This is a genomic window from Mesorhizobium sp. AR10 (assembly GCF_024746795.1).
In the GTDB taxonomy this organism is placed as follows: domain Bacteria; phylum Pseudomonadota; class Alphaproteobacteria; order Rhizobiales; family Rhizobiaceae; genus Mesorhizobium.
In genome coordinates, this window is sequence record NZ_CP080524.1 from 3,502,172 (window position 1) to 3,526,879 (window position 24,708).

The 24,708-nt window shown below is 62.0% G+C and carries 22 protein-coding genes; 12 read left to right on the forward strand and 10 right to left on the reverse strand.

Annotated features, from left to right (window positions below; genetic code table 11):
* Positions 1-145: 145 nt before the first annotated feature.
* From LHFGNBLO_RS20395 to LHFGNBLO_RS20445, 11 genes are all read left to right on the forward strand, one after another.
* A complete protein-coding gene (locus LHFGNBLO_RS20395) occupies positions 146-2,635 on the forward strand; it encodes a mechanosensitive ion channel family protein (protein WP_258601123.1) in 2,490 nt (829 codons plus the stop codon).
* 145 nt (positions 2,636-2,780) lie between these two features.
* Positions 2,781-3,044 (forward strand): hypothetical protein, encoded by a 264-nt coding sequence (locus LHFGNBLO_RS20400; protein WP_258601124.1) that lies wholly within the window; start codon positions 2,781-2,783, stop codon positions 3,042-3,044.
* 204 nt (positions 3,045-3,248) lie between these two features.
* Positions 3,249-4,682, forward strand: coding sequence for a UbiA family prenyltransferase (locus tag LHFGNBLO_RS20405; protein WP_258601125.1), 1,434 nt, complete (start codon positions 3,249-3,251; stop codon positions 4,680-4,682).
* A gap of 2 nt (positions 4,683-4,684) precedes the next feature.
* The gene (locus LHFGNBLO_RS20410; RefSeq protein ID WP_258601126.1) at positions 4,685-6,037 is read left to right on the forward strand and encodes an FAD-binding oxidoreductase; all 1,353 of its coding nucleotides are present in this window, start codon (positions 4,685-4,687) and stop codon (positions 6,035-6,037) included.
* 122 nt (positions 6,038-6,159) lie between these two features.
* The gene (locus LHFGNBLO_RS20415; RefSeq protein ID WP_258601127.1) at positions 6,160-6,594 is read left to right on the forward strand and encodes an EamA family transporter; all 435 of its coding nucleotides are present in this window, start codon (positions 6,160-6,162) and stop codon (positions 6,592-6,594) included.
* Positions 6,591-7,598, forward strand: a complete 1,008-nt coding sequence (locus LHFGNBLO_RS20420; RefSeq protein WP_258601128.1) for an NAD-dependent epimerase/dehydratase family protein — start codon at positions 6,591-6,593, stop codon at positions 7,596-7,598. The genes LHFGNBLO_RS20415 and LHFGNBLO_RS20420 overlap by 4 nt, the downstream gene beginning before the upstream one ends.
* Positions 7,599-7,663: 65 nt before the next feature.
* On the forward strand, positions 7,664-9,094 hold the full coding sequence (locus tag LHFGNBLO_RS20425; RefSeq protein ID WP_258609829.1) for an aspartate aminotransferase family protein: 1,431 nt from the start codon (positions 7,664-7,666) through the stop codon (positions 9,092-9,094).
* Positions 9,095-9,102: 8 nt separating this feature from the next.
* A complete protein-coding gene (locus tag LHFGNBLO_RS20430; RefSeq protein ID WP_258601129.1) occupies positions 9,103-10,338 on the forward strand; it encodes a hypothetical protein in 1,236 nt (411 codons plus the stop codon).
* A complete protein-coding gene (locus tag LHFGNBLO_RS20435) occupies positions 10,335-11,093 on the forward strand; it encodes an FkbM family methyltransferase (protein ID WP_258601130.1) in 759 nt (252 codons plus the stop codon). Before LHFGNBLO_RS20430 ends, LHFGNBLO_RS20435 begins: the two co-directional genes overlap by 4 nt.
* Positions 11,094-11,254: 161 nt before the next feature.
* Positions 11,255-13,816: a GcvT family protein gene (locus tag LHFGNBLO_RS20440; RefSeq protein ID WP_258601132.1), complete on the forward strand. Its 2,562-nt coding sequence runs from the start codon at positions 11,255-11,257 to the stop codon at positions 13,814-13,816.
* Positions 13,817-13,948: 132 nt separating this feature from the next.
* Positions 13,949-14,797 carry a DUF1194 domain-containing protein gene (locus LHFGNBLO_RS20445; RefSeq protein WP_258601133.1) on the forward strand — a complete coding sequence of 283 codons (849 nt, stop codon included), beginning with the start codon at positions 13,949-13,951 and terminating at the stop codon, positions 14,795-14,797.
* Between the two features lie 25 nt (positions 14,798-14,822).
* Here the strand turns inward: LHFGNBLO_RS20445 and LHFGNBLO_RS20450 are convergent, their stop codons facing one another.
* From LHFGNBLO_RS20450 to LHFGNBLO_RS20460, 3 genes are all read right to left on the reverse strand, one after another.
* A complete protein-coding gene (locus tag LHFGNBLO_RS20450; RefSeq protein WP_413774725.1) occupies positions 14,823-15,761 on the reverse strand; it encodes a GlxA family transcriptional regulator in 939 nt (312 codons plus the stop codon).
* Between the two features lie 352 nt (positions 15,762-16,113).
* Positions 16,114-16,248, reverse strand: coding sequence for a hypothetical protein (locus LHFGNBLO_RS20455; RefSeq protein WP_013531161.1), 135 nt, complete (start codon positions 16,246-16,248; stop codon positions 16,114-16,116).
* Between the two features lie 335 nt (positions 16,249-16,583).
* Positions 16,584-16,769, reverse strand: a complete 186-nt coding sequence (locus LHFGNBLO_RS20460; protein WP_258609830.1) for a hypothetical protein — start codon at positions 16,767-16,769, stop codon at positions 16,584-16,586.
* 216 nt (positions 16,770-16,985) lie between these two features.
* Between LHFGNBLO_RS20460 and LHFGNBLO_RS20465 the strand changes: the two genes are divergently transcribed.
* Entirely contained in the window at positions 16,986-17,885 is a 900-nt protein-coding gene (locus LHFGNBLO_RS20465) for a LysR substrate-binding domain-containing protein (protein WP_097576400.1), read from the forward strand.
* Between the two features lie 94 nt (positions 17,886-17,979).
* On the opposite strand, the gene LHFGNBLO_RS20470 is transcribed toward LHFGNBLO_RS20465, so the two are convergent.
* The 7 genes from LHFGNBLO_RS20470 to LHFGNBLO_RS20500 form a co-directional block, all read right to left on the reverse strand.
* On the reverse strand, positions 17,980-18,927 hold the full coding sequence (locus LHFGNBLO_RS20470) for an alpha/beta hydrolase (RefSeq protein WP_258601139.1): 948 nt from the start codon (positions 18,925-18,927) through the stop codon (positions 17,980-17,982).
* A gap of 277 nt (positions 18,928-19,204) precedes the next feature.
* Positions 19,205-19,390, reverse strand: a complete 186-nt coding sequence (locus tag LHFGNBLO_RS20475) for a hypothetical protein (RefSeq protein ID WP_258601140.1) — start codon at positions 19,388-19,390, stop codon at positions 19,205-19,207.
* 188 nt (positions 19,391-19,578) lie between these two features.
* The gene (locus tag LHFGNBLO_RS20480; RefSeq protein WP_258601141.1) at positions 19,579-21,708 is read right to left on the reverse strand and encodes an ASKHA domain-containing protein; all 2,130 of its coding nucleotides are present in this window, start codon (positions 21,706-21,708) and stop codon (positions 19,579-19,581) included.
* Positions 21,659-22,633 carry a methyltetrahydrofolate cobalamin methyltransferase gene (locus LHFGNBLO_RS20485; RefSeq protein ID WP_258601142.1) on the reverse strand — a complete coding sequence of 325 codons (975 nt, stop codon included), beginning with the start codon at positions 22,631-22,633 and terminating at the stop codon, positions 21,659-21,661. Before LHFGNBLO_RS20485 ends, LHFGNBLO_RS20480 begins: the two co-directional genes overlap by 50 nt.
* A gap of 80 nt (positions 22,634-22,713) precedes the next feature.
* Positions 22,714-23,805, reverse strand: a complete 1,092-nt coding sequence (locus LHFGNBLO_RS20490) for a methylenetetrahydrofolate reductase (RefSeq protein ID WP_258601143.1) — start codon at positions 23,803-23,805, stop codon at positions 22,714-22,716.
* On the reverse strand, positions 23,802-24,401 hold the full coding sequence (locus LHFGNBLO_RS20495; protein WP_258601144.1) for a methylenetetrahydrofolate reductase C-terminal domain-containing protein: 600 nt from the start codon (positions 24,399-24,401) through the stop codon (positions 23,802-23,804). Before LHFGNBLO_RS20495 ends, LHFGNBLO_RS20490 begins: the two co-directional genes overlap by 4 nt.
* Complete coding sequence (locus LHFGNBLO_RS20500) at positions 24,394-24,696, reverse strand: virulence factor (RefSeq protein ID WP_258601145.1); 303 nt, start codon at positions 24,694-24,696, stop codon at positions 24,394-24,396. The genes LHFGNBLO_RS20495 and LHFGNBLO_RS20500 overlap by 8 nt, the downstream gene beginning before the upstream one ends.
* Positions 24,697-24,708 lie beyond the last annotated feature (12 nt).

Consider the following 24,708-nt stretch of genomic DNA (forward strand, 5'->3'; position numbering starts at 1 on the left):
CAAAGCCAATATTGCGCCATGGCTTTTCGACTGGCCGACTCCCGAAAACGGCCCGACCGCGACGGCTTGCCCCATGGTATCAGCGTCTTTATCAAGGACGGGCCCTGGAACCGGCCTTTGCCGTACGCGAGTCGCCAAACCGAACATGCTTTTTCGATTGCTCCGCCTGATCCTGATTGCAGCGCTTGTTGTCTCGGCGTCGCCTTCGTTCGAGGCGATGGCGCAGGCGCTCGGCCAGGGTGCCGCGGGGTTGATCACCGACCAGCAGAAGGTCATCCAGGGCCTGACCGCCAAAACGGACGATCTCGAGAAGAAAATACAGCAGAATGTCGAGGACGATGCCACGCTCGTGGAAATTCGTCTGCAGCTCGAGGAGCTGTCCCGGGCGGCGCTGACCAGCGCGCTCGCCTTCCGTTCGCGTCTCACCGATATCAACAACCGCGTCGAGACGCTGGGCCCGCCGCCGGCCGCAGGTCAGCCGCAGGAGCCCGACATCGTGATCGGCGAACGCCAGGCGCTGGCGTCCGAAAAAGCCGAAATCAACGCTGTCATCGCCGCCGCACAGAACCTGTCGATCCGCATCAACGGCCTGATCGACAAGATCGGCAACATGCGCAGCGAGCTTTTCCGCAATCTGCTCACCAAGCGCTACGTCTTGTCCGATGCGCTGAGCCCGCAGGTCTTCTCCGACGCGCAGGACGAATACGCCAACTTTTACAGCGCAGTGTCGTCCTGGCTGAGCTTCGCCCTCAAATTCAAGTTCCAGGCGATGCTCGCGGCGACCTTCATGGCGCTCGCGCTCGCCGCGGTGATGCTGGTTGGCGGACGCCGCCTGTTCGGGCGTATCTTCGAAGCCAATCCTTCGATCGAGGATCCTTCCTATCTCAGCCGATTGTCGGTGGCGTTCTGGTCAACATTGCTGCCGACTTTGGCGGTCGGCGTTTTCCTCATCTCGACCGTTTTCTTTTTCAACTATTACAACGTCTTGCGCGGAGACATCGGCGTTTTCCTGAATGCGCTGGTCGCCGTCATCGCGATGGTGTTCTGCGTCAACCGGCTGACCAATGCGGCACTGGAACCGCGGCTGCCGAACTGGCGTCTCATCCCCGTTGAAACGGGCCCGGCACGTTGGCTTGTGCGACTGACGACCGCCATGGCGGTCGTCATCGGCCTCAACAATTTCCTGGCGGTCGTCAACGACAAGATGGGCTCGCCGCTGTCGCTGACCATCGCCAGAAGTTTTGTCGCCACCATTGTCTTCGGCGTCATCCTGATCCTGATGGGGCTGCTGAAACCGTTCAGGGCCTCCGACGGAACCTGGCGCCCGTGGCCGGCGTGGCTGCGCTTCACCTCCATTGCGCTCGGCGTTTTCACCATTGCAACGGCGCTGCTGGGTTACATCGGCCTTGCGCTTTTCGTTTCGCTGCAGGTCGTGGTCACCGGCACCATACTGGTCACGGCCTATATCGGTTTCCTGTCGGCGCGGGCGATCGGCGAGGAAGGCGGTTTCGCCGGCACTTCGATCGGGCGCTGGCTGTCGACCAATTCAAGCTATGAAGATACCGCGCTCGACCAGCTCGGCCTGGTCGTCAGCGTCGCCATCAACGTGATGATCGTGCTGGTGTTCCTGCCGCTGATCCTGTTGATGTGGGGGTTCCAGCCGGGCGACATCCAGGCTTGGGCCTACAAGCTGGCGACGGGCATCACCGTCGGCTCGGTGACCATTTCCGTCACCGGCATCCTCACCGGCATCATCGTCTTCATCATCGGCTATTTCCTGACGCGCTGGTTCCAGGGCTGGCTTGACGGTTCAGTGATGGCGCGCGGCCGGGTCGACACCGGCGTTCGCAACTCGATCCGGCTGGCGGTCGGCTATGCCGGCGTTGCGCTCGCCGCGCTCGTCGGCATCTCGGCTGCGGGCATCGATCTTTCCAATCTGGCACTCGTCGCCGGCGCTCTGTCACTGGGTATCGGCTTTGGCCTGCAGAATGTCGTCTCCAACTTCGTCTCGGGCCTGATCCTGCTGGCCGAGCGGCCGTTCAAGGTTGGTGACTGGATCGTCGCCGGCGACACCAGCGGCACGGTCAAGAAGATCAGCGTGCGTGCCACCGAGATCGAGACCTTCCAGCGGCAGTCAGTTATCCTGCCCAATTCAAGCCTGATCAACAACGCCGTCGGCAATTGGACGCACCGCAACAAGCTCGGCCGTATCGATATCAAGGTCGGTGTCGCCTATGGCAGCGACGTCAAGAGGGTCCATGCCGTCCTGCTGGAGATCGCGCGCAGCCATCCGCTGGTGCTGAAGAACCCCGAACCCTTCGTGCTGTTCGCCAATTTCGGAGCGGCGGCACTCGAGTTCGAGATCCGCGTGTTCCTCGCCGATGTGCTGAACGGCAACATCGTGCAGAACGACATCCGTTTTGCCGTCCTCGATACGTTCGACCGCGAGTATATCGAGATCCCGTCGACAGCGCGTGCCGTCGTCGAGCACAAGAACCCAGAGGCATGGCCGATCGACGACGACAAGATCGAAGCCGAATTCGCCGAGCGGGAACAGGCGGAGGTTGAAGCCGCGGCCGAGAAAAAACGCCTGGCCAAATCCGGGCGCAAGCCGCGCAAACCCGATCCGGACTAGGGCTCCAACTTGACGCAACCCAATTGCGGCATGAATGCGGCATTCAGTTGCGGTTCAGCTTCCAACTCATATAAGCTCCACTGCAAAGGGCGAGAATGCCTTGCGAAATGCAACAAGAGGCGGTGGAAACACCGATAATGCAAAAATGTGGAAGTCGCTCGTCGTCGCCATCGCTTTTACTGCAGCGAGTGGTTCGGCCTTCGCCGCCAGCGCGGTCAACAAGGACGCTGAGACCCGCACGCTGATCGTGACGGAAGGCGGCGGCAAGACGGAACTGGCGCTGGCCGCCGGCGAAACCGTGGAATTCTGCCCGAACGGCTGTTTCGTCACCTTGCCCAATGGTGACCTCGAAGCCCTGACCGGCACGGAGACGGTCGAGATTTCGGGTGGCGTCGCTCGCATCAAATAGAGCGGGCAAGATGAGTTCCAAAGGCCGGGCGAATGCCCGGCCTTTTATTGTTTCTGGTAACAGTTGCTTAACAATGACGTCGGAAAAACCGCCGCGCTGGCCGTCTGCAACCGGGCGTTTTAACGTTCGCTACGCCGTTCCCCGCTATATCGGAGGCGAAGACGCCGAAACGCGGCGCGAAGGGTCTAGGCAAGGCAGCAAGAAATGGACGCGAGGTCGGACAAGAACGCAATCCCGCTTGCGGTCGATCTCGACGGCACACTGATTGCGACAGACCTTTTGTGGGAAGGTCTGTTCATTCTCATCAAGAAGAATCCGCTCTATATTTTCCTGGTGCCGTTCTGGCTGGCCGGCGGACCGGCGCGGCTCAAGCAGGCCATCGCGGATCGCATCGACATCGATGCCGCTTCGCTGCCTTACCGTGAGGCGCTGCTCGATCGCATGCGCACGGAACATGGCGAGGGCCGCAAGATCGTGCTGGCCACCGGCACCCCGCGCAAATTCGCAGAGGCGATCGCCACACATCTTGGGATATTCGATCACGTGCTGGCGACCGATGGTCCCCACAACATGACCTCGGACAGAAAGCGCGCTGCGCTTGTCGCAGCCTATGGCGATGGCGGCTTCGACTATGCCGGCAATAGCCGACACGACCTTAGGGTGTTCGACGCCGCACGCACGGCAATCGTCGTGGCGCCCGACCGCCACGCCGCACGCTGGCAGGCCGCACACAGCGCCGAAACGGTGCCAGTGCCGAGGCCGACCTTGAGAACTTTAGTCAAGATGCTGCGGGTGCATCAGTGGTTGAAGAACTCGCTGATCGCGGTGCCGATGGTGCTGTCGCATGAGTACTTCAACCTCGACATGATCTGGGAATGCCTGCTGGCGTTCGTTTCCTTCAGCGCCGTGGCTTCCGCGATCTACATCCTCAACGATTTCTTTGATCTCGCACTCGACCGCAAACATCCGACCAAGTGCAACCGACCCTTCGCCAGCGGCGCGCTGTCGATCCCCTTTGGTCTGGCCTCGATCGCGGTACTGCTGGCGATCGGCTTCGGTATAGGGCTTCTGCTGTCGCTCGAATTCCTCGCCGTGCTTGGCGGCTATATGGTCGTCACGACAGCCTATTCGCTGTCATTCAAACGCATGCTTCTGGTCGATGTGCTGACGCTGGCCGGGCTCTACTCGATCCGTGTGCTGGCCGGTGCCGCCGCGACCGGCGTCGACGTCTCATTCTGGTTGCTAGCCTTTTCCATCTTCTTCTTCCTGTCGCTGGCGCTGGTGAAGCGCTTCGTCGAGTTGCGCACCACAGCCATTCCGGCCGGCGAGCGGATTGCCGGCCGCGGCTACCGCACCGAAGACCAGGAGATGGTCGCCCAGGCCGGCATGGCCTCGGCCTTTTCCTCCGCGCTGGTGTTGGCACTCTACATGGACAGCGTCTCCGTGCGCGAACTCTACCCGCATCCCTGGCTGGTCTGGCCGCTGGCGCCGATCGTGCTTTATCTCACCATGCGCGTCTGGATACTCGCCCGCCGCGACGAGGTGAATGACGATCCGGTCGTTTTCATCATCCGCGACTGGCGTAGCCAGATCGTCGTGCTCATCGGCGCGATCCTGCTGGTTGCCGGAGGCTGGTAGGTATGGGCGCAGAGCGGTTCGACAGCTTTGGTCGCGCCACGCCGCCGGCAACCCGCACGATGCCGGCGGATGACGCCATTGCGCTGATGAAAAGCGGCAAGGCGAAAAAGAACGCCTTGCTCGCCTATGGCAATGGCCGTTCCTACGGTGATTCCTGCCAGAACGAAGCCGGCACGGTCGTCGACATGCGGCCGCTGGATCGCATCCTCGCCTTCAATGCCGAGACAGGTCTTCTCGAGGCGGAAGCCGGCGTGCTGCTGTCCGACATTATGGCTCATGCCGCGCCCTATGGCTTTTTCCCGGCGGTCGTTCCGGGCACGCAGTTCGTCACGCTCGGCGGCGCGATTGCCAACGACGTCCACGGCAAGAACCATCATCGGCGCGGCACATTCGGCTGCCATGTCGAATCCTTCACGCTGCTCAGATCGGACGGTCGGATCTATCGCTGTTCGGACACGGACAATGCCTGCCTGTTCCAAGCGACGATCGGAGGCATGGGGCTCACCGGCCTGATCCTGTCGGCCTCGATCCGGATGATGCGGGTACCTTCGCTCGACATCGTGGAGAAGGCGACGCCGTTCCGCGATCTCGGCGAATTCTTTGATCTGGCCGAAGCAGCCGACCAGGCCAATGAATATGCCGTCGCCTGGATCGACCAGCTTGCCGGTGGCCACCGTCGCGGGCGCGGCCTGCTGTTCACCGGAAATCATGCCGAGCATGGCTCCCATACGGCCTCTCATGCCGGCGGACGTCTTTCGGTGCCGTTCCAGCCTCCGTTCAATGTGCTCAACCGGCCGTTCCTGACTGCCTTCAACGCCGCCTATCGGTGGAAGAAGGGGCGGTCCTCAGTGCCACGCCATGTCGGCTATCAAGGTTTTTTCTTTCCGCTCGACGGCCTCAGTGGCTGGAACCGGCTCTATGGGCCGAAAGGCTTGTTCCAGCACCAGAGCGTGGTGCCGGAAGACGTTGCGCACCGGGCCGTGAAGGCGCTGCTCGAGGCGGCGAGACAGGCCGGTCAGGGGTCGTTCCTAACTGTGCTGAAGCGCTTCGGTTCGATCCGCTCTCCGGCGCTGCTGTCGTTCCCACGGCCCGGTTTCACGCTGACGCTGGATTTCCCCAATCGCGGCGAGGTGACACTTCAGCTGCTCCGGGAACTCGACCGCATCACGGTCGAGGCCGGTGGGGCCGTCAATCCCTACAAGGATGCGCGCATGGGCGCAGACATCTTCGCCGCGTCCTTTCCGGATTGGCAGCGGCTGGAGGCGCTGCGCGACCCCGCCTTCATGTCTGACTTCTGGATGCGGACGGCGAAAAAACTGGATGTGCGGCGTGGCAACGTCGAGGCGGCGGAATAGATGGAATTTGAATAAATCTTGGTAAATGGATCGTTAAAATCAAGGTTTACTCAAAACGTTCTTGTTGCTTCACGAAATGTTTGCAGGTTTGTAATAGGACCGCTGAAGGGCGGGTGGAAAACATGAAATACATCGTCTTCATTCTGTTCACGGTCATGACCAACGCTGCCGCACAGCTGATGCTGAAGCAAGGCATGATGTCGCTCGGGCCGATTTCGTTCGAAGGCACCAATCCGCTGCTGAAGCTTTTGCAGATCGTCTTCAGCCCGTGGGTCTTCCTCGGCCTCTGCACCTTCGTCATCTCGATGGCCTCGCACCTCTATGTGCTTTCCAAGGTCGAACTCAGCTTCGCTTATCCGTTCCTCAGCCTCGCCTATGTCGCCGTTGCCATCTTCGCTTATTTCATCTTCCGCGAAGACCTCAATGGCTGGCGCATCGCCGGTATCGCCTGCATCTGCGTCGGCACGGTGCTGATCGCCCAGAGCGGGCGCGGGCATGAGGAAGAGACCGCTTCCCTTTCGCCAGACAAGATCCACACCAGCGGGACCATTCGATGAGACATGTGATTTTTGGCGGCGACGGTTTCGTCGGCCGCCACCTTGCGCCGAAACTTGTGGCCGATGGCGAAGAGGTGGTTGTCGCCGACATCGTCAAAAGTGATCTGCCGCACTACCGCAATGTCCGGTTCGTCCAGTGCGACGTGACGCAGCCGGCTTCGGTGGCGTCAGTCGGGCTGAAAGCCGATGACATGGTCTACAATCTGTCGGCGAAAATGCTGTCGCCGATCCAGGTGCGGGCCAAGCGGCACGACTTCTTCTTTCCGGTGAATTTCCACGGCACCGAGCACATCATGCAGGCGATGGACAAGGCCGGTGCACCGAAGCTCGTCCACTACACGACCGACATGATCTACGGCCACACGGTCACGCAGCCGATGACCGAGGAACATCCGGTTGCGCCGCTTGGTGAATATGGCTGGTCCAAGCAAAAGACCGAGGAACTGGCGGCCGAATGGCGCAAGCGCGGCATGATTATCTCGCTGTTTCGACCGCGCCTCATCATCGGCCCCGGCCGCCTCGGCATCCTCGAAAAATTGTTCAAGCTGATCGACTGGAACCTTCCGGTGCCGATGATCGGCTCGGGCAGGAACCCGTATCAGTTCATCTCGGTATTCGACTGCGCTGAAGCCGCGCGCTCTGCCTGGAAGGCCGGCGTGCCCAATGAGGCCTACAATCTCGGCTCGCTCAATCCGCCGCCTGTGAAGAAACTGCTCGGCGACCTGATCAAACATGCCGGTTCGAAATCGATGCTGATCCCGACACCGGGCTGGGCGGTCAAGCGCACGCTCGACCTGCTCGACATGATGAACATGCCGATCATGGATCCGGAACAGTATCTGATCGCCGACGAGGAGTGCGTGCTCGACGTGTCCAAGGCCGAGCGCCAGCTCGGCTGGGTGCCGCAATATCGCGACGAGGACATGCTGATCGCCGCCTACAGCGAATACCGCGCCAAGAAAGACGGCCATGCCGTTGCCGCCAAACACGTGCCCGCCGAGTGAAGGGCCAGCAGGAGAATCTCGAGATGACCGTCATGGCCAAACCGGATAACACGGGCGCGCGCACCATGGTCAGCGCGCCGGCGCTGTCGCCCGCCACCATCGCCAAGCCCGATCTAATCAGCGTCGAGCAGGCGAAGACGATGGACGTGGCGCGGATGACAGACCTGTTCAAGGCGCATCTCAATCCCGGCCAGCTGCATTTCATGAAGCTGCTCGGCTTCCACAAGATCAAGATCGAACGCGCCGAAGGCATGTTCTATGTCGACCAGAATGGCCGCAAGATCCTCGATTTCTTCGGCGGCTTCGGCTCGCTGGCCTTTGGCCACAACCATCCGCGCATTCTCGAAGCCCGCAGGAAATTCCAGGAGGAAAAGCGCCAGGAAATCGCCATCGCCTTCATGTCGCAATATGCGGCCGCATTGGCGCACAACCTCGCCAAATGCTCGCCCGGCGACCTCGACATGGTGTTTTTGGGCTCGTCCGGCTCGGAAGCCATGGAAGCGGCGGTAAAACTCGCCGAGCGTGCCGCCGGTCCGAAGCGGCCGAAGGTCGTCTATGCCGAGAATTCCTTCCACGGCAAGACCAAGGGCGTGCTGGGGATCACCGACGGCCAGCTCTATCGCGCCGACTTCAAGATGGCTGACAATACGGTCCGCATTCCCTTTGCCGATATCGAGGCGGTCGAGCGTCTGTTCCGCTCCGCTCCCGAGGTCGGGGTCATCGTGCTCGAAACCATCCAGGGGGGCGGCGGCATCATCCAGGCGCCGGTCGAATACTGGCATAAGCTGCGCGCGCTCTGCGATCAGTACGGCGTGCTATGGGTCGCCGACGAAGTACAGTGCGGCTATGGCCGCTCCGGTCGTTTCTATGCCTTCGAGCACTATGGCGTCATTCCCGATGTGACGGCGCTCGCCAAGTCTCTCGGTGCCGGCAAGGCGGCGGTCGGCGCGATGATCGCGCGGCGCGAGGTCTATATGAAGGCCTATGGCACGCCGAAGACGGCGATGATCCATGCGATGGCCACCTTCGGCGGCATGGGCGAGGCCTGCATCACCGCGATCGAGGGGCTGAACGTGCTCTACGACGAGGGGCTGATCGACAACGCCGCGGTCACCGGTGACTACCTCCTGCAGCGCCTGCAGGCGCTCAGGGAAAAATACCCCAAGATCATCAAGGACGTGCGCGGCAAGGGTTTCATGGTCGGGCTGGAGTTCCACGACTTCTCGCAGACCTTGCCGATGGTGCTGCGACCGATCGTCAGCGTGCTCGACGACAAGCTGAAGGGGTCGCTGTCCGGCTTCGTCGGCGCTCTGCTGTTGCGCGACTACGACGTGCTGGTCGCCTTCACAGAGTACAACCGCAACGTCATCCGTCTCGAGCCGCCTTTGATCTGCCAGCGCGAACATGTCGACCGTTTCGTCGAGGCGCTCGACAGTCTGTTGTCGCGCGGCATCGTGTCGATCGTGAAAGACTTCGTCAAAAGCCAGGTTCGCTGAGCCAAACGATGCTGACCAGGTCGCCCGCTTCGAACAACCCGCTCGACCGGCTCACCGCAGCCGGTCTGGCGTGGGGCGAGGGGACCTATGCGCGGCTGGCCGCGCCGATCGGGGCGGCGGCTTTCGCGCTCTACATCCTTTTGACGGCGGTGACGGCATGGTTCATGCCCGATGCCAATTGGGACATGCTGCCCTATCTGGCGGTAGCCGAGGAGGGCGCCTATCCCGACGCGCAGGCTTTGCACGACTATGCCTATGGCACAGTCAAGGCCGGTGTGTCGGCCGGCGACTACAAGACGCTGACCGACGACGGCGGCGGCTTCCGCAGCCACATGGCGGAGAATGCCGCCGATTTCCATTCGCTGCTCGGCATGTACCGGATCAAGTTCCTCTATGCCGAGATCCTGTCGACGATGAGTTCGGTGATGTCGCCTGTCGAGGCGATGCGGGTCGTCTCGGTGTTTTCCGTGCTGCTGTTCGGCGCGATCGCGTTGCTCTGGCTGCGAGCCGAAGGCGCATTGGCGCTGGCGCCGGTCGTCGGCGCAGTGCTGATCATGGCCGATTTTGGCGAAGCGGCGCGGGCAAGCACGCCCGATCTCCTGTGCTCGGCCCTGTTTCTCGGCGGGCTCCTTGCCTATGTGCGCGGCCGTGAGGTGGCGACGGCGATCCTGCTCTTCCTTGCTTTCATGGCGCGGCCCGACAACATCGTCTTCCTCGCCATCTTCGCGGTTTTGCTGGTGGCTTTCCAGCAGAAGGCATGGGGCGCGCTGGCCGGCTTTGCCGCTGCCTTCGTCGCCTATTTTGCCATCTCGCACTGGGCCCATCACCCGGGCTGGTGGCCGCATCTGTGGTTCTCCAGCATCGAGCAGCACTACAATATGGACGGCTTCGATCCGCCGTTTTCGGTCGCCGCCTATCTGAGGGCATTCGCCGCCTCTCTGGTCCGCGCCATCAGCCTCAACAGCTGGGTCGGCGTCTCGGTGCTGGCATTGTCGGGATGGTATGCGTTGAGCCGCGCCGGCTACCGGCTCGACCGGCGCGCCGGCATCCTGCTTGCCGCACTTGTGCTCGGCGTGCTGGCAAAGTTCGCCGTCTTTCCGATCCACGACACCCGCATCTATTTTCCCAACCTGTTGCCGCCGTTCCTGCTGCTGGCCGGCCCCATCATGGCGCTGTGGGCATCGGCACGCGTGAATGGGCGGCACCCCACCGCCTTGCAGGTTATCCCCGGAGATAAGCCATGAGTTCCGTTTCCAGCATGGCGCGCATCGCCCTGTCGCTCGGTCTTCCCACGGGCGTCCTCGACCGTGGGCCGTCGCTGCAGGGCACGAAATTCCTGGCCAAGGCGGCGCTGAGCGCGCGCCTCAGTAGCGCCAAGCGACCGTTCCAGATGGTCAATGTCGGCGCCTGCGACGGCGCGCTGTTCGACGACGTGACGCCGTGGCTGCATCGTATTCCGCGTGCGCGGGCGGTACTGGTCGAGCCGATCCCGTACAATCAGAAGCGGCTGCGCGCCAACTACCCTGATACCGAGCGTTTCGTCATCGAGCCGGTGGCGGTGACCAAGAGCAAGGGGACGATCACGGTCCATACGTTCGATGCCGCTGCACTCGAGGCCGGTACGTTGCCGATCGAGTTCATCGGCTGCTCGTCGGTTACCGACACCAATCTGATGTCAGGCAAGAATGCCTGGGGCGAGGCTGACGCCAACTTCAACAAGTTCGCGCCGCATCTGAAAGACATCGAAGTGCCTTCGGAAACGCTGCAGACGCTGCTAGATCGCAACGGCATTACTTACATTGACGCCTTCCTCGTCGACTGCGAAGGGGCCGACTGGATCGTCTTCGAACAGCTCGACCTCAAGCGCTACCGGCCGGGCATGATCAAGGTCGAGGTCGGCGCGCTGCCGGCGGCCGAGATCGGCCAGGTCGTGGTCAAGCTGAAGACGGCAGGTTATCAGGTCGGATTCCAGGCCGAGGACGTCTGGGCGTTCGCCTGAGGTATCGCACCTTTTCCCTTGGAAGCAGCTGATCCGTATCGGGTCGCGCCGCACCTGTGGCGTGTCGCAAACAGGCGGTAGCGCGGGGGCTGTCGTCTGCATATTGTGCGCCGATCAAACGGGCGCAGGGCGCCTGCAAAAGCACTTTGGAGTTGCGGGCAATGGCAGGGTTTCCGGAAAAGGCGAAGGTCGTGATCGTCGGTCTGGGCGGCATTGTCGGCGCATCGATCGCCCATCACCTGATCGAGCGCGGCTGGGACGATATTGTCGGCATAGACAAGTCCGGTATCCCGACCGACATCGGCTCGACGGCGCACGCCTCCGACTTCTGCTACACCACCAGCCACGATTTCCTGTCCTGCTGGACGACGCTCTACTCCATCGATTTCTACGAAAAGATGGGTCACTACGCACGCATCGGCGGCCTCGAGGTCGCCCGCGTCGGCGACGACGGCCGCATGGAAGAGATCAAGCGCAAGATCGCCTCGGCAAAGGCTTTTGGCACGCGCGCCCGGCTGATCGAACCCGCCGAGATCAAGGCAAAATTCCCGCTGATCGAAGAAGAGATGGTGCAGGGCGGTCTGTGGGATCCCGATGCCGGCCTCGTCATCCCACGCTCGCAGACGGTCGCCGGCAAGCTGGTCGACCCGGCGGAAGCTTCGGGAAAACTCAAATCCTTCGCCAACACGCCGGCCAGGTCGCTCGTCGTCAGGGATGGCCGCATTACTGGCGTGGTCACCGACCGCGGCACCATCGAAGCCGACTACGTGGTGGTCTGTGCCGGCATCTGGGGCCGGCTGATCGCGGAAATGGTGGGCGAGGACCTGCCGGTCATGCCGATCGACCATCCGCTCACCTTCTTCGGGCCGTATACGGAATTCGCCGGCACCGGCAAGGAGATCGGCTGGCCGCTGCTGCGCGACCAGGGCAATTCGGCTTACATGCGCGACACCGGCGATCCCAAGACCGCCGAGGGCGGGCAGATCGAGTGGGGTTACTACGAAGAGACCAATCCGCGCCTGTGCCATCCGCGCGACCTTCTGGAGAAGAACCAGGCCCGACTTTCGCCGTCGCAGCGCGATCTCGACATGGAGCAGATCCTGGCGCCGCTCGAGCGCGCCATGGAGCTGACGCCGATCCTGGGTGAACTGGGCTACAATGAGAGCCATTCCTTCAACGGGCTTCTGCAGGTGACGACGGACGGTGGCCCTTCGATGGGCGAAAGCCAGAAGGTCAGGGGCCTCTGGTATGCCGTCGCGATCTGGGTCAAGGACGGGCCCGGCATGGGCAAGCTCATCGCCGACTGGATGACGGACGGCCGCACATCCATCGACCACCACGCCATCGACTATTCGCGATTCTATCCGCACCAGACGAAAGAGCAGTTCATCTGGGACCGCTGCACCGAAACGGCGATGAAGGTCTACAATCCGGCTGTGCATCCGCGCGAGCCGTTCTCCAAGGGCCGCAACATCAGACGCTCGCCGTTCTGGGAGCGTGAGAAGGAACTCGGCGGCTACTTCATGGAACTCGGCGGCTGGGAGCGTGCCCACGGCTACGCCGCCAACGAGCACCTGCTCGAGAAATACGGCAACCGGGTGCCGGTACGTGAAAACGAGTGGGACAACCGCCATTTCTGGCGCGTCTCCAATGCCGAGCATCTCGCCATGAGCGAGGATTGCGGCATCGTCAACCTGTCGCATTTCGCCATGTATGACATCGAAGGTCCGGACCATGTCGCGCTGCTGGAATGGCTTTGCGCGGCCAAGATCGGCGGCGACAACAACATCGGCAAAGGCATCTACACCCACTTCCTCGACGAAGAAGGCATGGTGCGCGCCGACTTTACCGTCATCCGCATGGCCGACCGCTGCCGTTTGATCGACGGCGCCGATGCCGGCCCACGCGACTTCCAGTACATGCGCCGCACGGCGCAGGACAAAGGTTTCGACGTCACGATCACCGATGTGACCGAGAAATTCGTCACCATCGGCATCTGGGGTCCGAATGCGCGGGCAACGCTGCAGAAGGTTGTCGAAAATCCTGATGGGTTGTCGCCGGAGAATTTTGCCTTCGCGGCGATCAAACCGCTCAGGATCGGCGGCAAGGATGTCACCGCTTTCCGCATCTCCTATGTCGGCGAGCAAGGCTGGGAACTGCATATGCGCTACGAGGATGGCCTGGCCGTCTGGGACGCCTTGCGCTCGACCGGCGTCATGCCCTTCGGCGTCGAGACCTATGCCAACACCCGCCGCATGGAAAAGAGCCTGCGGCTGCAGAACGCCGATCTCCTGACCGAGTACAATCTGCTTGAAGCCGACCTTGCCCGCCCGAAAGTCAAGGAGAACGATTTCTGCGGCAAGGCCAAGCATTTGGAATACCGCGCCCGCGCACATCAGCCGGCCATGCTGTGCACGCTGGTGATGACAAGCAATGTCGATGCGAAGGGTGTTGCCCGCTATCCCGTCGGCACGATGCCGGTGATGGACCCGCAAACGGGCGAGACACTGGTCGACGAGCTTGGCCGCCGGTCGTTCACGACGTCGATGGCTTTTGGCCCGACCATCGGCAAGAACATCGCGCTCGCCTACCTGCCGTGGGACTATTGCCAGGAAGGCCGCAAACTGAATGTCGAATATTTCGACGAGACCTACCCGGTCGAAGTAGCCGCAGTCGGCTACAAGCCGCTCTACGATCCGGAGAACCTCAAGCCGCGCAGCTGAGGCTTTGATTGCTTGGCGGCCTCCCACGGTGGGGACGGTAAGGACGGACTCTGCAAAGGTGTGAATGCAAGGCCCGACTTGGCGTCGGGCTTTTCGCTTTGTCGGCAGGCGATTTTCGCTTACCTTTGCGGAATGTCTGCTTTTGCCTTTGCAAGACATCTCTTCTCGGTCGGTGCCGCGCTGGCGCTGATGCTCTGGTTGACCCAGATTTCCGCGGCTGACGAGCCCGTCGACATCGAACTGGTGCTGGCCGTCGACGTGTCGCTGTCAATGTCGCCTGACGAACTCGAAATCCAGCGCCGCGGCTATGCGGCGGCACTGACGCACGATCACGTGCTGCAAGCGATTGCCGAAGGCGCCCATGGCAAGATAGCCGTCACCTATGTCGAATGGGCAGGTACGACCTCGCAGCATGTCATCGTGCCTTGGACGGTGATCGCCAGTCGTGCCGACGCCGAGCGGGTGGCCGAGCAGCTTTCCGCCCATCCTCCCAACAGCGCCCGCCGCACCTCGATTTCAGGTGCGCTTGAATTCGGCAGCGATCTCTTCGCCGAAAGTGGATTTCAAGGCGCCAAGCGTGTCATCGATATTTCGGGCGATGGCCCCAACAACCAGGGCGCGCCAGTCGATATCACGCGCGACAGCCTGGTGAAGCAAGGTATCATCATCAATGGGCTGCCGCTGATGACCCGCGGTGGTTTCACCGGCAGCTACGACGTCAACAATCTTGATCGCTACTACAGCGACTGTGTGATCGGCGGACCTGGCTCCTTCATGATCCCGGTGAACGACTGGACGCAGTTTCCCGAAGCGATCCGCCGCAAGCTGGTGCTGGAACTTGCAGGCCCAGCCTCGCCGCAATGGGCAGCGGAAGAGGCGGCGCATCCGCCGGTGGTGTTGGCGCAGGAAGGGCCGCCCGCCGATTGCCTGGTCGGCGAGAAAATGTGGCGCGACCGCAGCTGGATGTTCGACAGCCGTTAGATATTAATCTCCGGGCTACGCCGGATCAGGCCGCCAGCAACTGCTTGCGGTCGACCCGCTCCTGCTGCGGCGAGCGCGCATAGAGCTCGCGGTAGCATTTGGAGAAATGCGAGGCGGAAACGAAGCCACAGGCGACCGCCACCTCGACCACCGGCATTGACGACTGGATCAGCAGATGCCTGGCGCGGTCGAGCCGGATCTCCAGATAGTAGCGGGCAGGGGAGCGCCCCATCTCGGTGCGGAACAGGCGTTCGATCTGCCGGCGCGACAGGTCGACATGGTCGGCGATCTCGATCAGCGACAGCGGCTCGGAAAGGTTGCCTTCCATCAGCTCGATAATGGTCAGCACCTTGGAGTTCTGCACGCCGAGGCGGGCGCGCAGCGGCAGGCGCTGGCGGTCGGTCGGGCTGCGCACGCGGTCGGTCAGCACCTGCTCGCACACGCGGTTGACGAGGTTCTCGTCGAAATCATCGCCGATCAGCTTCAGCATCATGTCGAGTGCCGCGGTGCCGCCGGCGCAGGTGTAGATATTCTGGTCGATCTCGAACAGGTCGGCAAAGACATTGGCCTTCGGGAACGCCTCGGAAAAGCCCGGCAAATTCTCCCAATGGATGGCGCAGCGCTTGTTGGACAAGAGGCCGGCGGCAGCCAGGATGTGGGCGCCGGTGCACAGGCCGCCTACGGCGACACCGCGATTGTATTCCTCGCGCAGCCAGGCGAAAGCCGACCTGTTCTGGTAGCGCTCGACATTTATGCCGCTGCAGACAATGGCCATGTTCGGCCGTTCCGGTCCGGCCATCTTCTTGCGCTCTTCCTCCAGTGAGGTGTTGACGGCGCATTCGACGCCGTTGGAGGCGCGTACCGGCTTGCCGTCGATGCTGGCAAGGCGCCAGCGATAGGCCTCGTAGCCGAGCATCCGGTTGGCCGAGCGCAGTGGGTCGAGCGCTGTCGCAAAGGCGATCATGGTGAAATCGGGAACGAGGAAGAATACAAACGATCGCTTGATCAGATGCTTTACAACGGCATTCACGGGGAAACCTCACGCGGCCATGACGCGAACAGGATGTCGCGAACAGCATAGCGTCATCAGGAAAAACCATTCCTGTCAATCGGGTAGAGGACTTTGAGACGACTATATTTGCGACATGGGTCGCAAATGGGCAATCGCACAACCGGCAGACGCAAAATGCTGCCGGATTGAGCAAGCTGGCTGATGCGACCAGCGCACAACGAAAACGCCGCCTCGGCAAGCCGAAGCGGCGTTGTGATCAACTTCGAAGCAGCGGCAGGGAGCGCTGCCTTCAAAAGCTGTTGTATCAGGCGACGAAGCCGAGGCGCGCCGCATTCATCGCGCCGGTCTGGCCGGGCATGGTGTTGGCGAGGCGCTGGCGCTCGAGAGCGGTCGTCAGGTTCATTTCGCGGCGGGCAAAGAGGCGGGCAAAAAGCTTCATAATCATCTCCATTCGGTTGCTCAGACGGGTCGCCTTCGCTTTATGGAGTGGGGCAGCTCGTTTGCTGGCGCTGATATAGGCTTGTGCTGAGGAAAACTAAATCGCAAATGCGAAGCGCTTGATATGAAAAGCGACACCGAATGCGATAATTTTGGGCAATCTGCCCAAGATTTACAATTATTTACAAGGCGTTAATTGGAAAATTGAACCGCTATGCGGCTTGTTCATATGCGCCATGCAGCGGCGGCATGGCTCCGGAAAATCATTTGACTACAAACAAAAAGGCCTGCCGGGCTGATCTGCGCGGCAGGCCTTCAGTCTATGATACACACGGTTTACTTTGCTCCAGCCCAGGATCCGACGCCATGGCGTGTGCCGGTCTTGGTGTCGGCAGCTTCAGGCCAGCCGATGTCCTTCTGCAATTCGATCGGCAGCGAGTGAATGGCGCGTTCGGTCTGGTAGCGGGCGCGGGCGGCGCTGAATTCGGTCGCGAGCCGACCAAGGGATGACAGGATAGACATTTCATTCTCCTTCGTTGGTTTCCGGACTGCGGCGGTTTCACATAAACGCGCCTTGTCGCCGGACTGTTTCGTACCGATTTGCATTGTGTATCCGGCTCGTTTCAGAGGCCATTGATACGTCTTGCCTTCGATGGAGTTGACTATCCTCCCAATCTGATGTTCAATCAAACGAAATGGAATGATCGTTTGCATCAGAAAAATTGAAGGTCGATCCCGATGAACGCCCCACTCAATCATCCACTGCCGCTGCTCGATCTCGATGTTTTGCGTACCTTCGTGGCGATTGCCGAAACCGGCAGTTTCACCACCGCGGCCAATGCCGTCTTCCGTACGCCGTCGGCCGTCTCCATGCAGATCAAGAAACTCGAGGACATTCTCGGCCGCTCGGTGTTTGCGCGCGACGCCCGCTCGGTGACACTGACCACCGATGGCGAGATGCTGCTCGGCTACGCCCGCCGGCTGTTGTCGATCAACCGCGAGGTGGTGTCGAAGTTCATCATTCCCGACATTGTCGGCGTGGTGCGGCTCGGCTCGCCGGACGACTATGGCGAGCGCGTGCTGCCGCATGTGCTGAAGCGTTTTGCGCAGTCGCATCCATCGATCGCCGTCGACGTCACCATCGACCAGAGCAGCAATCTGCGCCGGCGCATGGACGACCGCGCGCTCGACATCACGCTGCTCACCAACTCCTACAAGACCAGCGCGCTCGGCGCGGAGGTCCTGCTCACGGAACCGATCGTCTGGGCCGGCGCCAAGGGCGGCTGCGCCCATCTGCGCGAGCCGTTGCCGGTATCGCTGTGGGAAGAAGGCTGCGCCTGGCGGGCAGGGGCGCTCGAGGCGCTCGGCCGCGAAGGCCGCAACTACCGCATCGCCTATATGAGCGCGCACACGGCCGGCCAGCGCGCCGCCATCATGTCCGATCTGGCGGTGGCGCCACTGCCGAAGTCATTCCTCGGCAACGATATGGTTGAGCTTTGCCCGAAGGATGGCATGCCCGACATTGGCACCTACAACCTGGCCATGGTCGTGGCGCCGGACGCCAGCGCGCCGGTGAAGGCTGTTGCCGACCACATCCGCGCGACCTTCGAAGTGTTCAGAGAAACCGGCAAGTTCTGAACTTTGCACGAACAAACAAGCCCGCCCCGCCTTGAATGATCGGGGCGGGCTTTTTGTCGGAGGTGGGCGAACGACGCCGGCGGGGCCGGAGCGGTCAGGTTGCGATCTGGCCCTGCAGTGACCATTGACCGGCTTTCGCGCGGTGTGTCCTGGTTTCGCCGGTCAAAAACTTCACGATACTGTCTCTCGCGCGTCGGGCTTCTGGCATGTCGATCAGTGGCCAGACGTGGAACATGCCTTCCTCGTAGACGACCTCTATTTCGACACCGGCGTCGCGCGCCTTTCTAGCGAAGATCAGATTGTCGGGGCTGAGCAGGTCGTGCGAGCCGGTCAAAAGCAGCGTTTTCGGCAGCACCGACAGGTCACCGTAGAGCGGGCTGATGTGCCAATCGCTGCGATCGAAACCGGCGCTATAGAGCCGGACGGCCTCCATCCCGCCCGAAATGCCCAGCCACGGATCATTGCGTTCGGCCTCGAACACTTCAGGGTTGGCGAGAGACATGTCGAGCCCCGGTGAAATCAGCACATGGCGCGACGGCAAGGGCAGGGCTTCTTCCGCGGCCATCATGGTCAGCACCACGGCCATGTTGCCTCCGGCGGAGTCACCCATGAAGACAATGTCTTCCGCTTCGGTTTCGTCGAGCATCTGGCGATAGACCTTGCCGACCATGCCGAACATGGCGTGGAAATCATGCTCGGGAGCGATGGGGTAGATTGGCACCGTGATGCCGAAGCCAAGACGGTCGGCCATTTCGGCGATCAGCCCCCAATGATAGGGCGTGATTTCAAAGACATAGGCCCCGCCGTGCAGGTAGAGAATCCGCTTCCGCTCGCCGGCCTTGGGGGCGATTTCATAGACGGGAAAGCCGTCGACGCTGCGCGTCGTCAAGTCGAAACGCTGATGCAGCGATGCGGGCGGACGATGGTCCTCGGTCTTGCGCGCATAAGCGATCCAGCGCTGCAAGTTTTCGGGGCTGGCAAAGGCCTGCTTGCGGCTATGCCGGAGGACAAAGGAAACGACGTGGCTTTTTAAACTGGGCATACGGATACACGAACTTCGGCTGGAGCCGACTAAGAGAAATCTCCCTGTCTTCGAAGATCGTGCCTCGGCCAGAAATGTCAAGTTTTGCGGGTGGTCAACACGGTTGTGTGATCCAGGGCTCGCAACCCCGAAGGCAGGTTTTCCGGTCCTTTAGGAGATCGCAACAGCGTTCAGCGCCGCGGCAGAAGTGCTGCGCGCAGCTTTGTATCGGTTGTCGCCGGAGCCGTATCGCGGCTCCGGCGTCTGGCCAGCAGCTTGCATTTGTCGGCGAATGTCATCAGCGGGCGGAGCCCAGAAGCAGAGCCGACAGGGCGGCTTGCGGGTCGATGCGCGGCGACACCGGCCAGCCAATGTCCTTCTGGATTTCGGAAGGCAGGCTGTTCAGCGCCCGGACAGACCTGCTTCTGTTGTGCGCATGCTTGATGGCCGCACCATAACGGCCGAGGCTTTCGAACATCGACATCGTGGTCTCCTCTGGAGGGTTGCGGCGGCCGAAAGATATTTCCTGCCTGCCGTTCGATGCCGGTTAAATGCGCCGTGCGTGTATCTGGCGGATTTCACGAAAACAGCGGCTTCGTTTCCAGATCGGTCGATCTGGAAACATTTGCATACAAATGAAATTGGAAAGGTTTGGCGCCCTATTGCAGGCTTTTATTCCCGGCCGCGCCGTGCAGCATGGCCTTCGCGCGAACGCCGACGCGGGGCAGCGTCGCCGGCAACGCCGTCCTCGCTGACGGTCTTTCTCGGTGGCAGTTTCACCGCCGCCGACAGTTTCGGGAACGGGTCGACCTTGTTCGGCAGCGCCATGGCGTAGACGAAATGTTCCTGGAATTTCGGCTCCAGTGCCGTCTCGATTTTCTCGATGCGGCTGACGGTTTCCTCGATCTCGCGGCGATAGCCGCGGTTCAAGAGCGCCATGCGCGCGCCGGCGCCGGCCGCATTGCCGACGGCCGAAACCTTGTCGAGGTCGCAGTCGGGGATCAGCCCCAGCACCATGGCGTATTTCGGGTCGATGAAGGAGCCGAAAGCTCCGGCGAAATGAATGCGGTCGACATGCTCGGTGTGCTGCTTTTCCATCAACAGCTTGGTGCCGGCATAGAGCGCCGCCTTGGCGAGCTGGATGGCGCGAACATCGGTCTGGGTGATGGTGATCTTCGGCTCGCCTTCCTTCAGCACATAGGAGAAGGTGCGGCCATTGGCGGTGACGCGCGGCGAACGCGCGGACAGGCGGCCGTCGATGACACCGTCTTCCGAGATGATGCCGGCGAGATACATCTCGGCCACGACCTCGATGATGCCGGAGCCGCAAATGCCGGTGACGCCGGTTGATTGCACGCTGTCGAGGAAGCCCGGCTCGTCGGACCACAGTTCCGAGCCGATGACGCGGTATTTCGGCTCCAGCGTGTCGGGATCGATGCGCACACGCTCGATGGCGCCGGGAGCGGCGCGCTGGCCACCGGAGATTTCTGCGCCCTCGAAGGCCGGGCCGGTGGGCGAGGAGGCCGCCACCACCCGCTGGCGGTTGCCGAGCACGATCTCGGCATTGGTGCCGACGTCGACGATCAGCATCATCTCGTCCTGGCGGTGCGGGCCTTCCGACAGCGTGACGGCCGCCGCGTCGGCGCCGACATGGCCGGCGATGCAAGGCAGCATATAGAGCCGGGCGCCCTGGTTGAGCTTGAGGCCGATATCCGAGGCCTTGATGTGCACCGCGCCCGAGACAGCCAGCGCAAAGGGGGCGCCGCCGAGTTCGGTCGGATCGATGCCGAGGAACAGATGGTGCATGATTGGATTGCCGACGAAGACGGAATCCAGGATGTCGTTGCGCTGGACGTTGCCTTCCGCGCAAACCTTGTCGACGAGGCCCGAGATTGCCTCGCGCACGGCAACCGTCATGCCTTCGCGGCCGTCCGGGTTCATCATCACATAGGAGACACGGCTCATCAGATCTTCGCCGAAGCGGATCTGCGGGTTGGACGTTCCCGACGAAGCGGCGACGCGGCCGGACAGCAGCGACACCAGATGCATGGCGATGGTGGTCGAGCCGATATCGCAAGCCAGGCCATAGGCTTCGTTCTTCAGGCCGGGCCATAGTGCCACGACACGTGCGGTCTCGGTGTCGGCATCCTTGTAGATGGCGGCGGTCGCGGTCCAGTTGCCCTTGCGCAAAATGCCTTGCACCTGCGGCAACAGATGAAAATCGAAATCGAGGCTTTTCAGGCTCCAGTCGTGCATCAGCGCGATCTTCAGGCGGTCGAGATCGCCCAGCGGCTTGTGCATGTCGGGCTCTTCGATCTCCACATAGCACATGCGGATTGCCGAATCGCGGGCGATGACCCTGGTGTCGGCGTCCTTGCGGATGGTCTGCGCGTTGATGACCGTGTCCTGCGGCACATCGATGACGAGGTCGCCGAGGATCTGCGCCGAGCAGGAGAGGCGGCGCCGTTCGGGCAGGCCGCGCACGCGTTCGTAGCGCTCTTCCTTGGCGCCCTTGGGCGTGATGTGGTCGTTGGAGGAGACGATCTTGTGCTTGGCGAAATTGCCTTCCTGCACCTCGATCTGGCAGCGGCCGCAGGTGGCGCGCCCGCCGCAGACGCTCTCGACATAGACACCGAGCTGGCGCGCGGCATCCAGCACCGGCGTGCCAACCGGAAACCGCCCGCGCTTGCCGGACGGCATGAACAGCACGAGCGGATCGGTGATGTTGGCAGGAGAGTTCACGATTGCGCGCTTATCCTCGGCCCATCCGGGCTTCACGGCCGCCACGCCGGCGTCCGCCATTGCTGGCGCCGTCGCCCGGCGCGTTGACTTGCGTCGGGGTGGCAACGGCCTGGCCGCCTTCGGCCGGCTTGTAGTCCTTGTAGGTCCTGATCCAGTTGGTGCAGTTCTCGTCGGTGCCGTTGAGCACATTGGCGCCGCGCACGGCTTCCATTTCCTGCGGGCGCACCGGGTTCATGATGGCGCTCGTCATCCCGGCGCCGATCACCATCGGGATGAAGGCGGCATTGATGCCATGGCGGTGCGGCAGGCCGAACGAGATGTTGGAGAGGCCGCACGTGGTGTTGACCTTGAGCTCTTCGCGGAGCCGCCGCAGCAGTGCGAACACCTGGCGGCCGGCATCGCCCAGCGCCCCGATCGGCATGACCAGCGGGTCGACGACCACGTCATGCGCGGGAATGCCGAAATCGGCGCAGCGCTCAACGATCTTCTTGGCGACGGCGAAGCGCACGTCAGGGTCCATCGAAATGCCGGTCTCGTCATTGGAAATGGCGACGACAGGGACGTTGTATTTCTTGACCAGTGGCAGAATGGCTTCGAGCTTTTCTTCCTCGCCGGTGACGGAGTTGACCAGCGGTCGACCCTTGGCGACCTTCAGCGCTGCTTCAATCGCGGCGGTCACCGAGCTATCGATCGATAGCGGCAGGTCGACCAGGCCCTGGACGATCTCCAGCGTCTGCACCAGAAGGCCGGGTTCGGTCTCGTTTGGATTGACCGAGGTGACGCCGGCATTGACGTCGAGCATGGTCGCGCCGCAGGCGGCTTGTTCCAGCGCGTCCCGGATGACGGTGTCGAAATTGCCCGCGATCATCTCGGCGGCCAGCTTCTTGCGGCCGGTCGGATTGATGCGCTCGCCGATCACGCAGAACGGCTGGTCGAAGCCGATGATGATTTCTCGTGTCGCCGAGGCGACGATGGTACGGGTCATGAAATCTCTCCGTCGTGATATAAAGAGTTCTTTATATCGTTATCTGATTTCGATCAAGCGAATGGTGACCGTTCGCGCCGTCAATGGGCGGTCTTCACCATGTCCACCTGTGTTTCGGTAATCTCGTCATGCAGTATGTGGTCGAGCCGGTCGGCAACGAGCTGGTCGTCGCGGCGAATTTCGCGCTTCCAGGGCTGGCGGCCCTTCAGAACGCCAGATTCATCGACGATCTCGGCGACATATTCTTCCTGGCGATAGGCCATCACATGGACACCGGAAACGCCGGGGATTTCCTTCACCTCGTTGATGATGTCGATGCAGAGTTGCTTGCCTTCCTTCTTCTGGTCCTGCGCGCCTTCCAGCCGCTTGATGACCGAATCGGGGATATGAATGCCCGGCACGTTGGAGCGGATCCATTTTGCCGTCTTGGCCGAAGCCAGCGGCCCGACGCCGCACAGGATGAAGCATTTTTCAGTGAAGCCGAGATCGCGCACCTTCTGCATGTAGGTGCGGAACATCGGCACGTCGAAGCAGTACTGGCTCTGCACGAACTGCGCGCCGGAAGCGATCTTCTTGCCGAGCCGGTGCGGACGAAAATCGATCGGCGGTGCGAAGGGGTTGATCGCCGCACCCAGGAAAAGCTGCGGCGGCGTCGTCAGCTTGCGGCCGGACAGGAATTTGCCGTTGTCGCGCATGATGCGGCAGGTTTCGAGGAGCGACATGCAGTCGAGGTCGAACACCGGCTTGGCGCCGGGCTGGTCGCCGGCCTGCACACCGTCGCCGGTGAGGCACAGCATGTTGGCGACGCCCATCGCAGCACCACCCAGCACGTCGCCCTGGATGGCGATGCGGTTCTTGTCGCGGCAGGCGATCTGCATGATCGGGGCATAGCCCATGCGGGTCAGCAGCGCGCAGATGCCGACCGACGACATGTGGCAGTTGGCGCCTGATGCATCGACGGCATTGATGGCGTCGACCCAGCCGTCGAAGATTCTTGCGCGGTTGTAGACATCCTCCGGGTCGGCGCTGTCGGGTGGGTTGAGCTCGGTGGTCACCGCGAACTCGCCCCGCCTCAGCACGCGCTCCAGCCGGCCACGCGATGTGTGGCCGGGCAGGGGGTCGAGCGGCAGATCGATGCCGGCCGGGTTCTCATCGCGCTGGCGGCCGATCATGCCGATACCCCGGGCTTCGAAGCGTTTGCGGCGGCTTCGCGGGCGGCTGCCGCCTGCGCGGTGACCCGCAGCCAGGCGGAGGTTTCGCGCAGCGACTGGTCGACCGGCTTCTGCACGTCGAGGATTTTGTCGCCATGCACCATGTTGTGCGAGCCTTCCCACGCCTTGACCCAGACGCAGGGCATATCAGGCTCGACCTCGCAATTGCCGTTGGCGCGGACACCGCCGCAAGGGCCGTTGCGCAACTGCTTGGGGCAGTTCATCGGGCAGGACATGCCGGTAGACGAAAGCACGCACTGGCCGCACATGCGGCAGTCGAACATGAAGCCCTTGACGCGTTTTTCGACGAATTTGATCGGCCCTTCAACGCGGCCATAGCCGATGCCCTTCCACAAGGGATGAAGAAGGAGGAACACATCGGCGAACCTGGAATAGAACCATTCGAGTGTTCGCGAGTGCCGCACAGACCATAATCTGACTGCGAACGAGCGCTGAACTCGGCGCTGCGGCGACACATCGGCCGGCTTGTAGTCGGATTTCGGCGCTGCCTTCTTGACCAAAGTGGCCTGGGTAACCGCCGGTTGAGTATCAGACATTGTCTTTCCCGCCCGCCTTCACCAGAGCGACCAGCCGCTCGCGGTCGTATTTCGTGTCGAGCTCCTGAAATGCCTTTTCGACCTCGGCTTCGAGGTCGTCGCCGACCGGAATGGGATCGGCCTTGCGCCATTCGGCCAGATAGTCGTCGGTGCCGCCGGCGCCAGTGCGCATGGCGCACATATCGATCGCCTCGGTGAAGCGCAGCGGCAGTTCGCGCTTGGCGTTCTGCCGGCCCTTCTTGACGATGACCTGGGCGGGGATGTCGCGCCAGTAGACGACGATCAGATCGGCCATTGAATTCCTACT

Bases quoted from the DNA above. Each gene is read 5' to 3' on its own strand.
- LHFGNBLO_RS20455 (WP_013531161.1), bottom strand. From the start codon at position 16,248: ATGAAGCTTTTTGCCCGCCTCTTTGCCCGCCGCGAAATGAACCTGACG.
- LHFGNBLO_RS20420 (WP_258601128.1), top strand. From the start codon at position 6,591: ATGAGACATGTGATTTTTGGCGGCGACGGTTTCGTCGGCCGCCACCTT.
- LHFGNBLO_RS20440 (WP_258601132.1), top strand. From the start codon at position 11,255: ATGGCAGGGTTTCCGGAAAAGGCGAAGGTCGTGATCGTCGGTCTGGGC.
- LHFGNBLO_RS20405 (WP_258601125.1), top strand. From the start codon at position 3,249: ATGGACGCGAGGTCGGACAAGAACGCAATCCCGCTTGCGGTCGATCTC.
- LHFGNBLO_RS20410 (WP_258601126.1), top strand. From the start codon at position 4,685: ATGGGCGCAGAGCGGTTCGACAGCTTTGGTCGCGCCACGCCGCCGGCA.
- LHFGNBLO_RS20425 (WP_258609829.1), top strand. From the start codon at position 7,664: ATGGTCAGCGCGCCGGCGCTGTCGCCCGCCACCATCGCCAAGCCCGAT.
- LHFGNBLO_RS20495 (WP_258601144.1), bottom strand. From the start codon at position 24,401: ATGTCTGATACTCAACCGGCGGTTACCCAGGCCACTTTGGTCAAGAAG.
- LHFGNBLO_RS20460 (WP_258609830.1), bottom strand. From the start codon at position 16,769: ATGTCTATCCTGTCATCCCTTGGTCGGCTCGCGACCGAATTCAGCGCC.
- LHFGNBLO_RS20445 (WP_258601133.1), top strand. From the start codon at position 13,949: ATGTCTGCTTTTGCCTTTGCAAGACATCTCTTCTCGGTCGGTGCCGCG.
- LHFGNBLO_RS20430 (WP_258601129.1), top strand. From the start codon at position 9,103: ATGCTGACCAGGTCGCCCGCTTCGAACAACCCGCTCGACCGGCTCACC.
- LHFGNBLO_RS20485 (WP_258601142.1), bottom strand. From the start codon at position 22,633: ATGACCCGTACCATCGTCGCCTCGGCGACACGAGAAATCATCATCGGC.
- LHFGNBLO_RS20450 (WP_413774725.1), bottom strand. From the start codon at position 15,761: ATGATCGCCTTTGCGACAGCGCTCGACCCACTGCGCTCGGCCAACCGG.
- LHFGNBLO_RS20400 (WP_258601124.1), top strand. From the start codon at position 2,781: ATGTGGAAGTCGCTCGTCGTCGCCATCGCTTTTACTGCAGCGAGTGGT.
- LHFGNBLO_RS20470 (WP_258601139.1), bottom strand. From the start codon at position 18,927: ATGCCCAGTTTAAAAAGCCACGTCGTTTCCTTTGTCCTCCGGCATAGC.
- LHFGNBLO_RS20465 (WP_097576400.1), top strand. From the start codon at position 16,986: ATGAACGCCCCACTCAATCATCCACTGCCGCTGCTCGATCTCGATGTT.
- LHFGNBLO_RS20395 (WP_258601123.1), top strand. From the start codon at position 146: ATGCTTTTTCGATTGCTCCGCCTGATCCTGATTGCAGCGCTTGTTGTC.
- LHFGNBLO_RS20490 (WP_258601143.1), bottom strand. From the start codon at position 23,805: ATGATCGGCCGCCAGCGCGATGAGAACCCGGCCGGCATCGATCTGCCG.
- LHFGNBLO_RS20475 (WP_258601140.1), bottom strand. From the start codon at position 19,390: ATGTCGATGTTCGAAAGCCTCGGCCGTTATGGTGCGGCCATCAAGCAT.
- LHFGNBLO_RS20480 (WP_258601141.1), bottom strand. From the start codon at position 21,708: ATGGCGGACGCCGGCGTGGCGGCCGTGAAGCCCGGATGGGCCGAGGAT.
- LHFGNBLO_RS20435 (WP_258601130.1), top strand. From the start codon at position 10,335: ATGAGTTCCGTTTCCAGCATGGCGCGCATCGCCCTGTCGCTCGGTCTT.
- LHFGNBLO_RS20415 (WP_258601127.1), top strand. From the start codon at position 6,160: ATGAAATACATCGTCTTCATTCTGTTCACGGTCATGACCAACGCTGCC.
- LHFGNBLO_RS20500 (WP_258601145.1), bottom strand. From the start codon at position 24,696: ATGGCCGATCTGATCGTCGTCTACTGGCGCGACATCCCCGCCCAGGTC.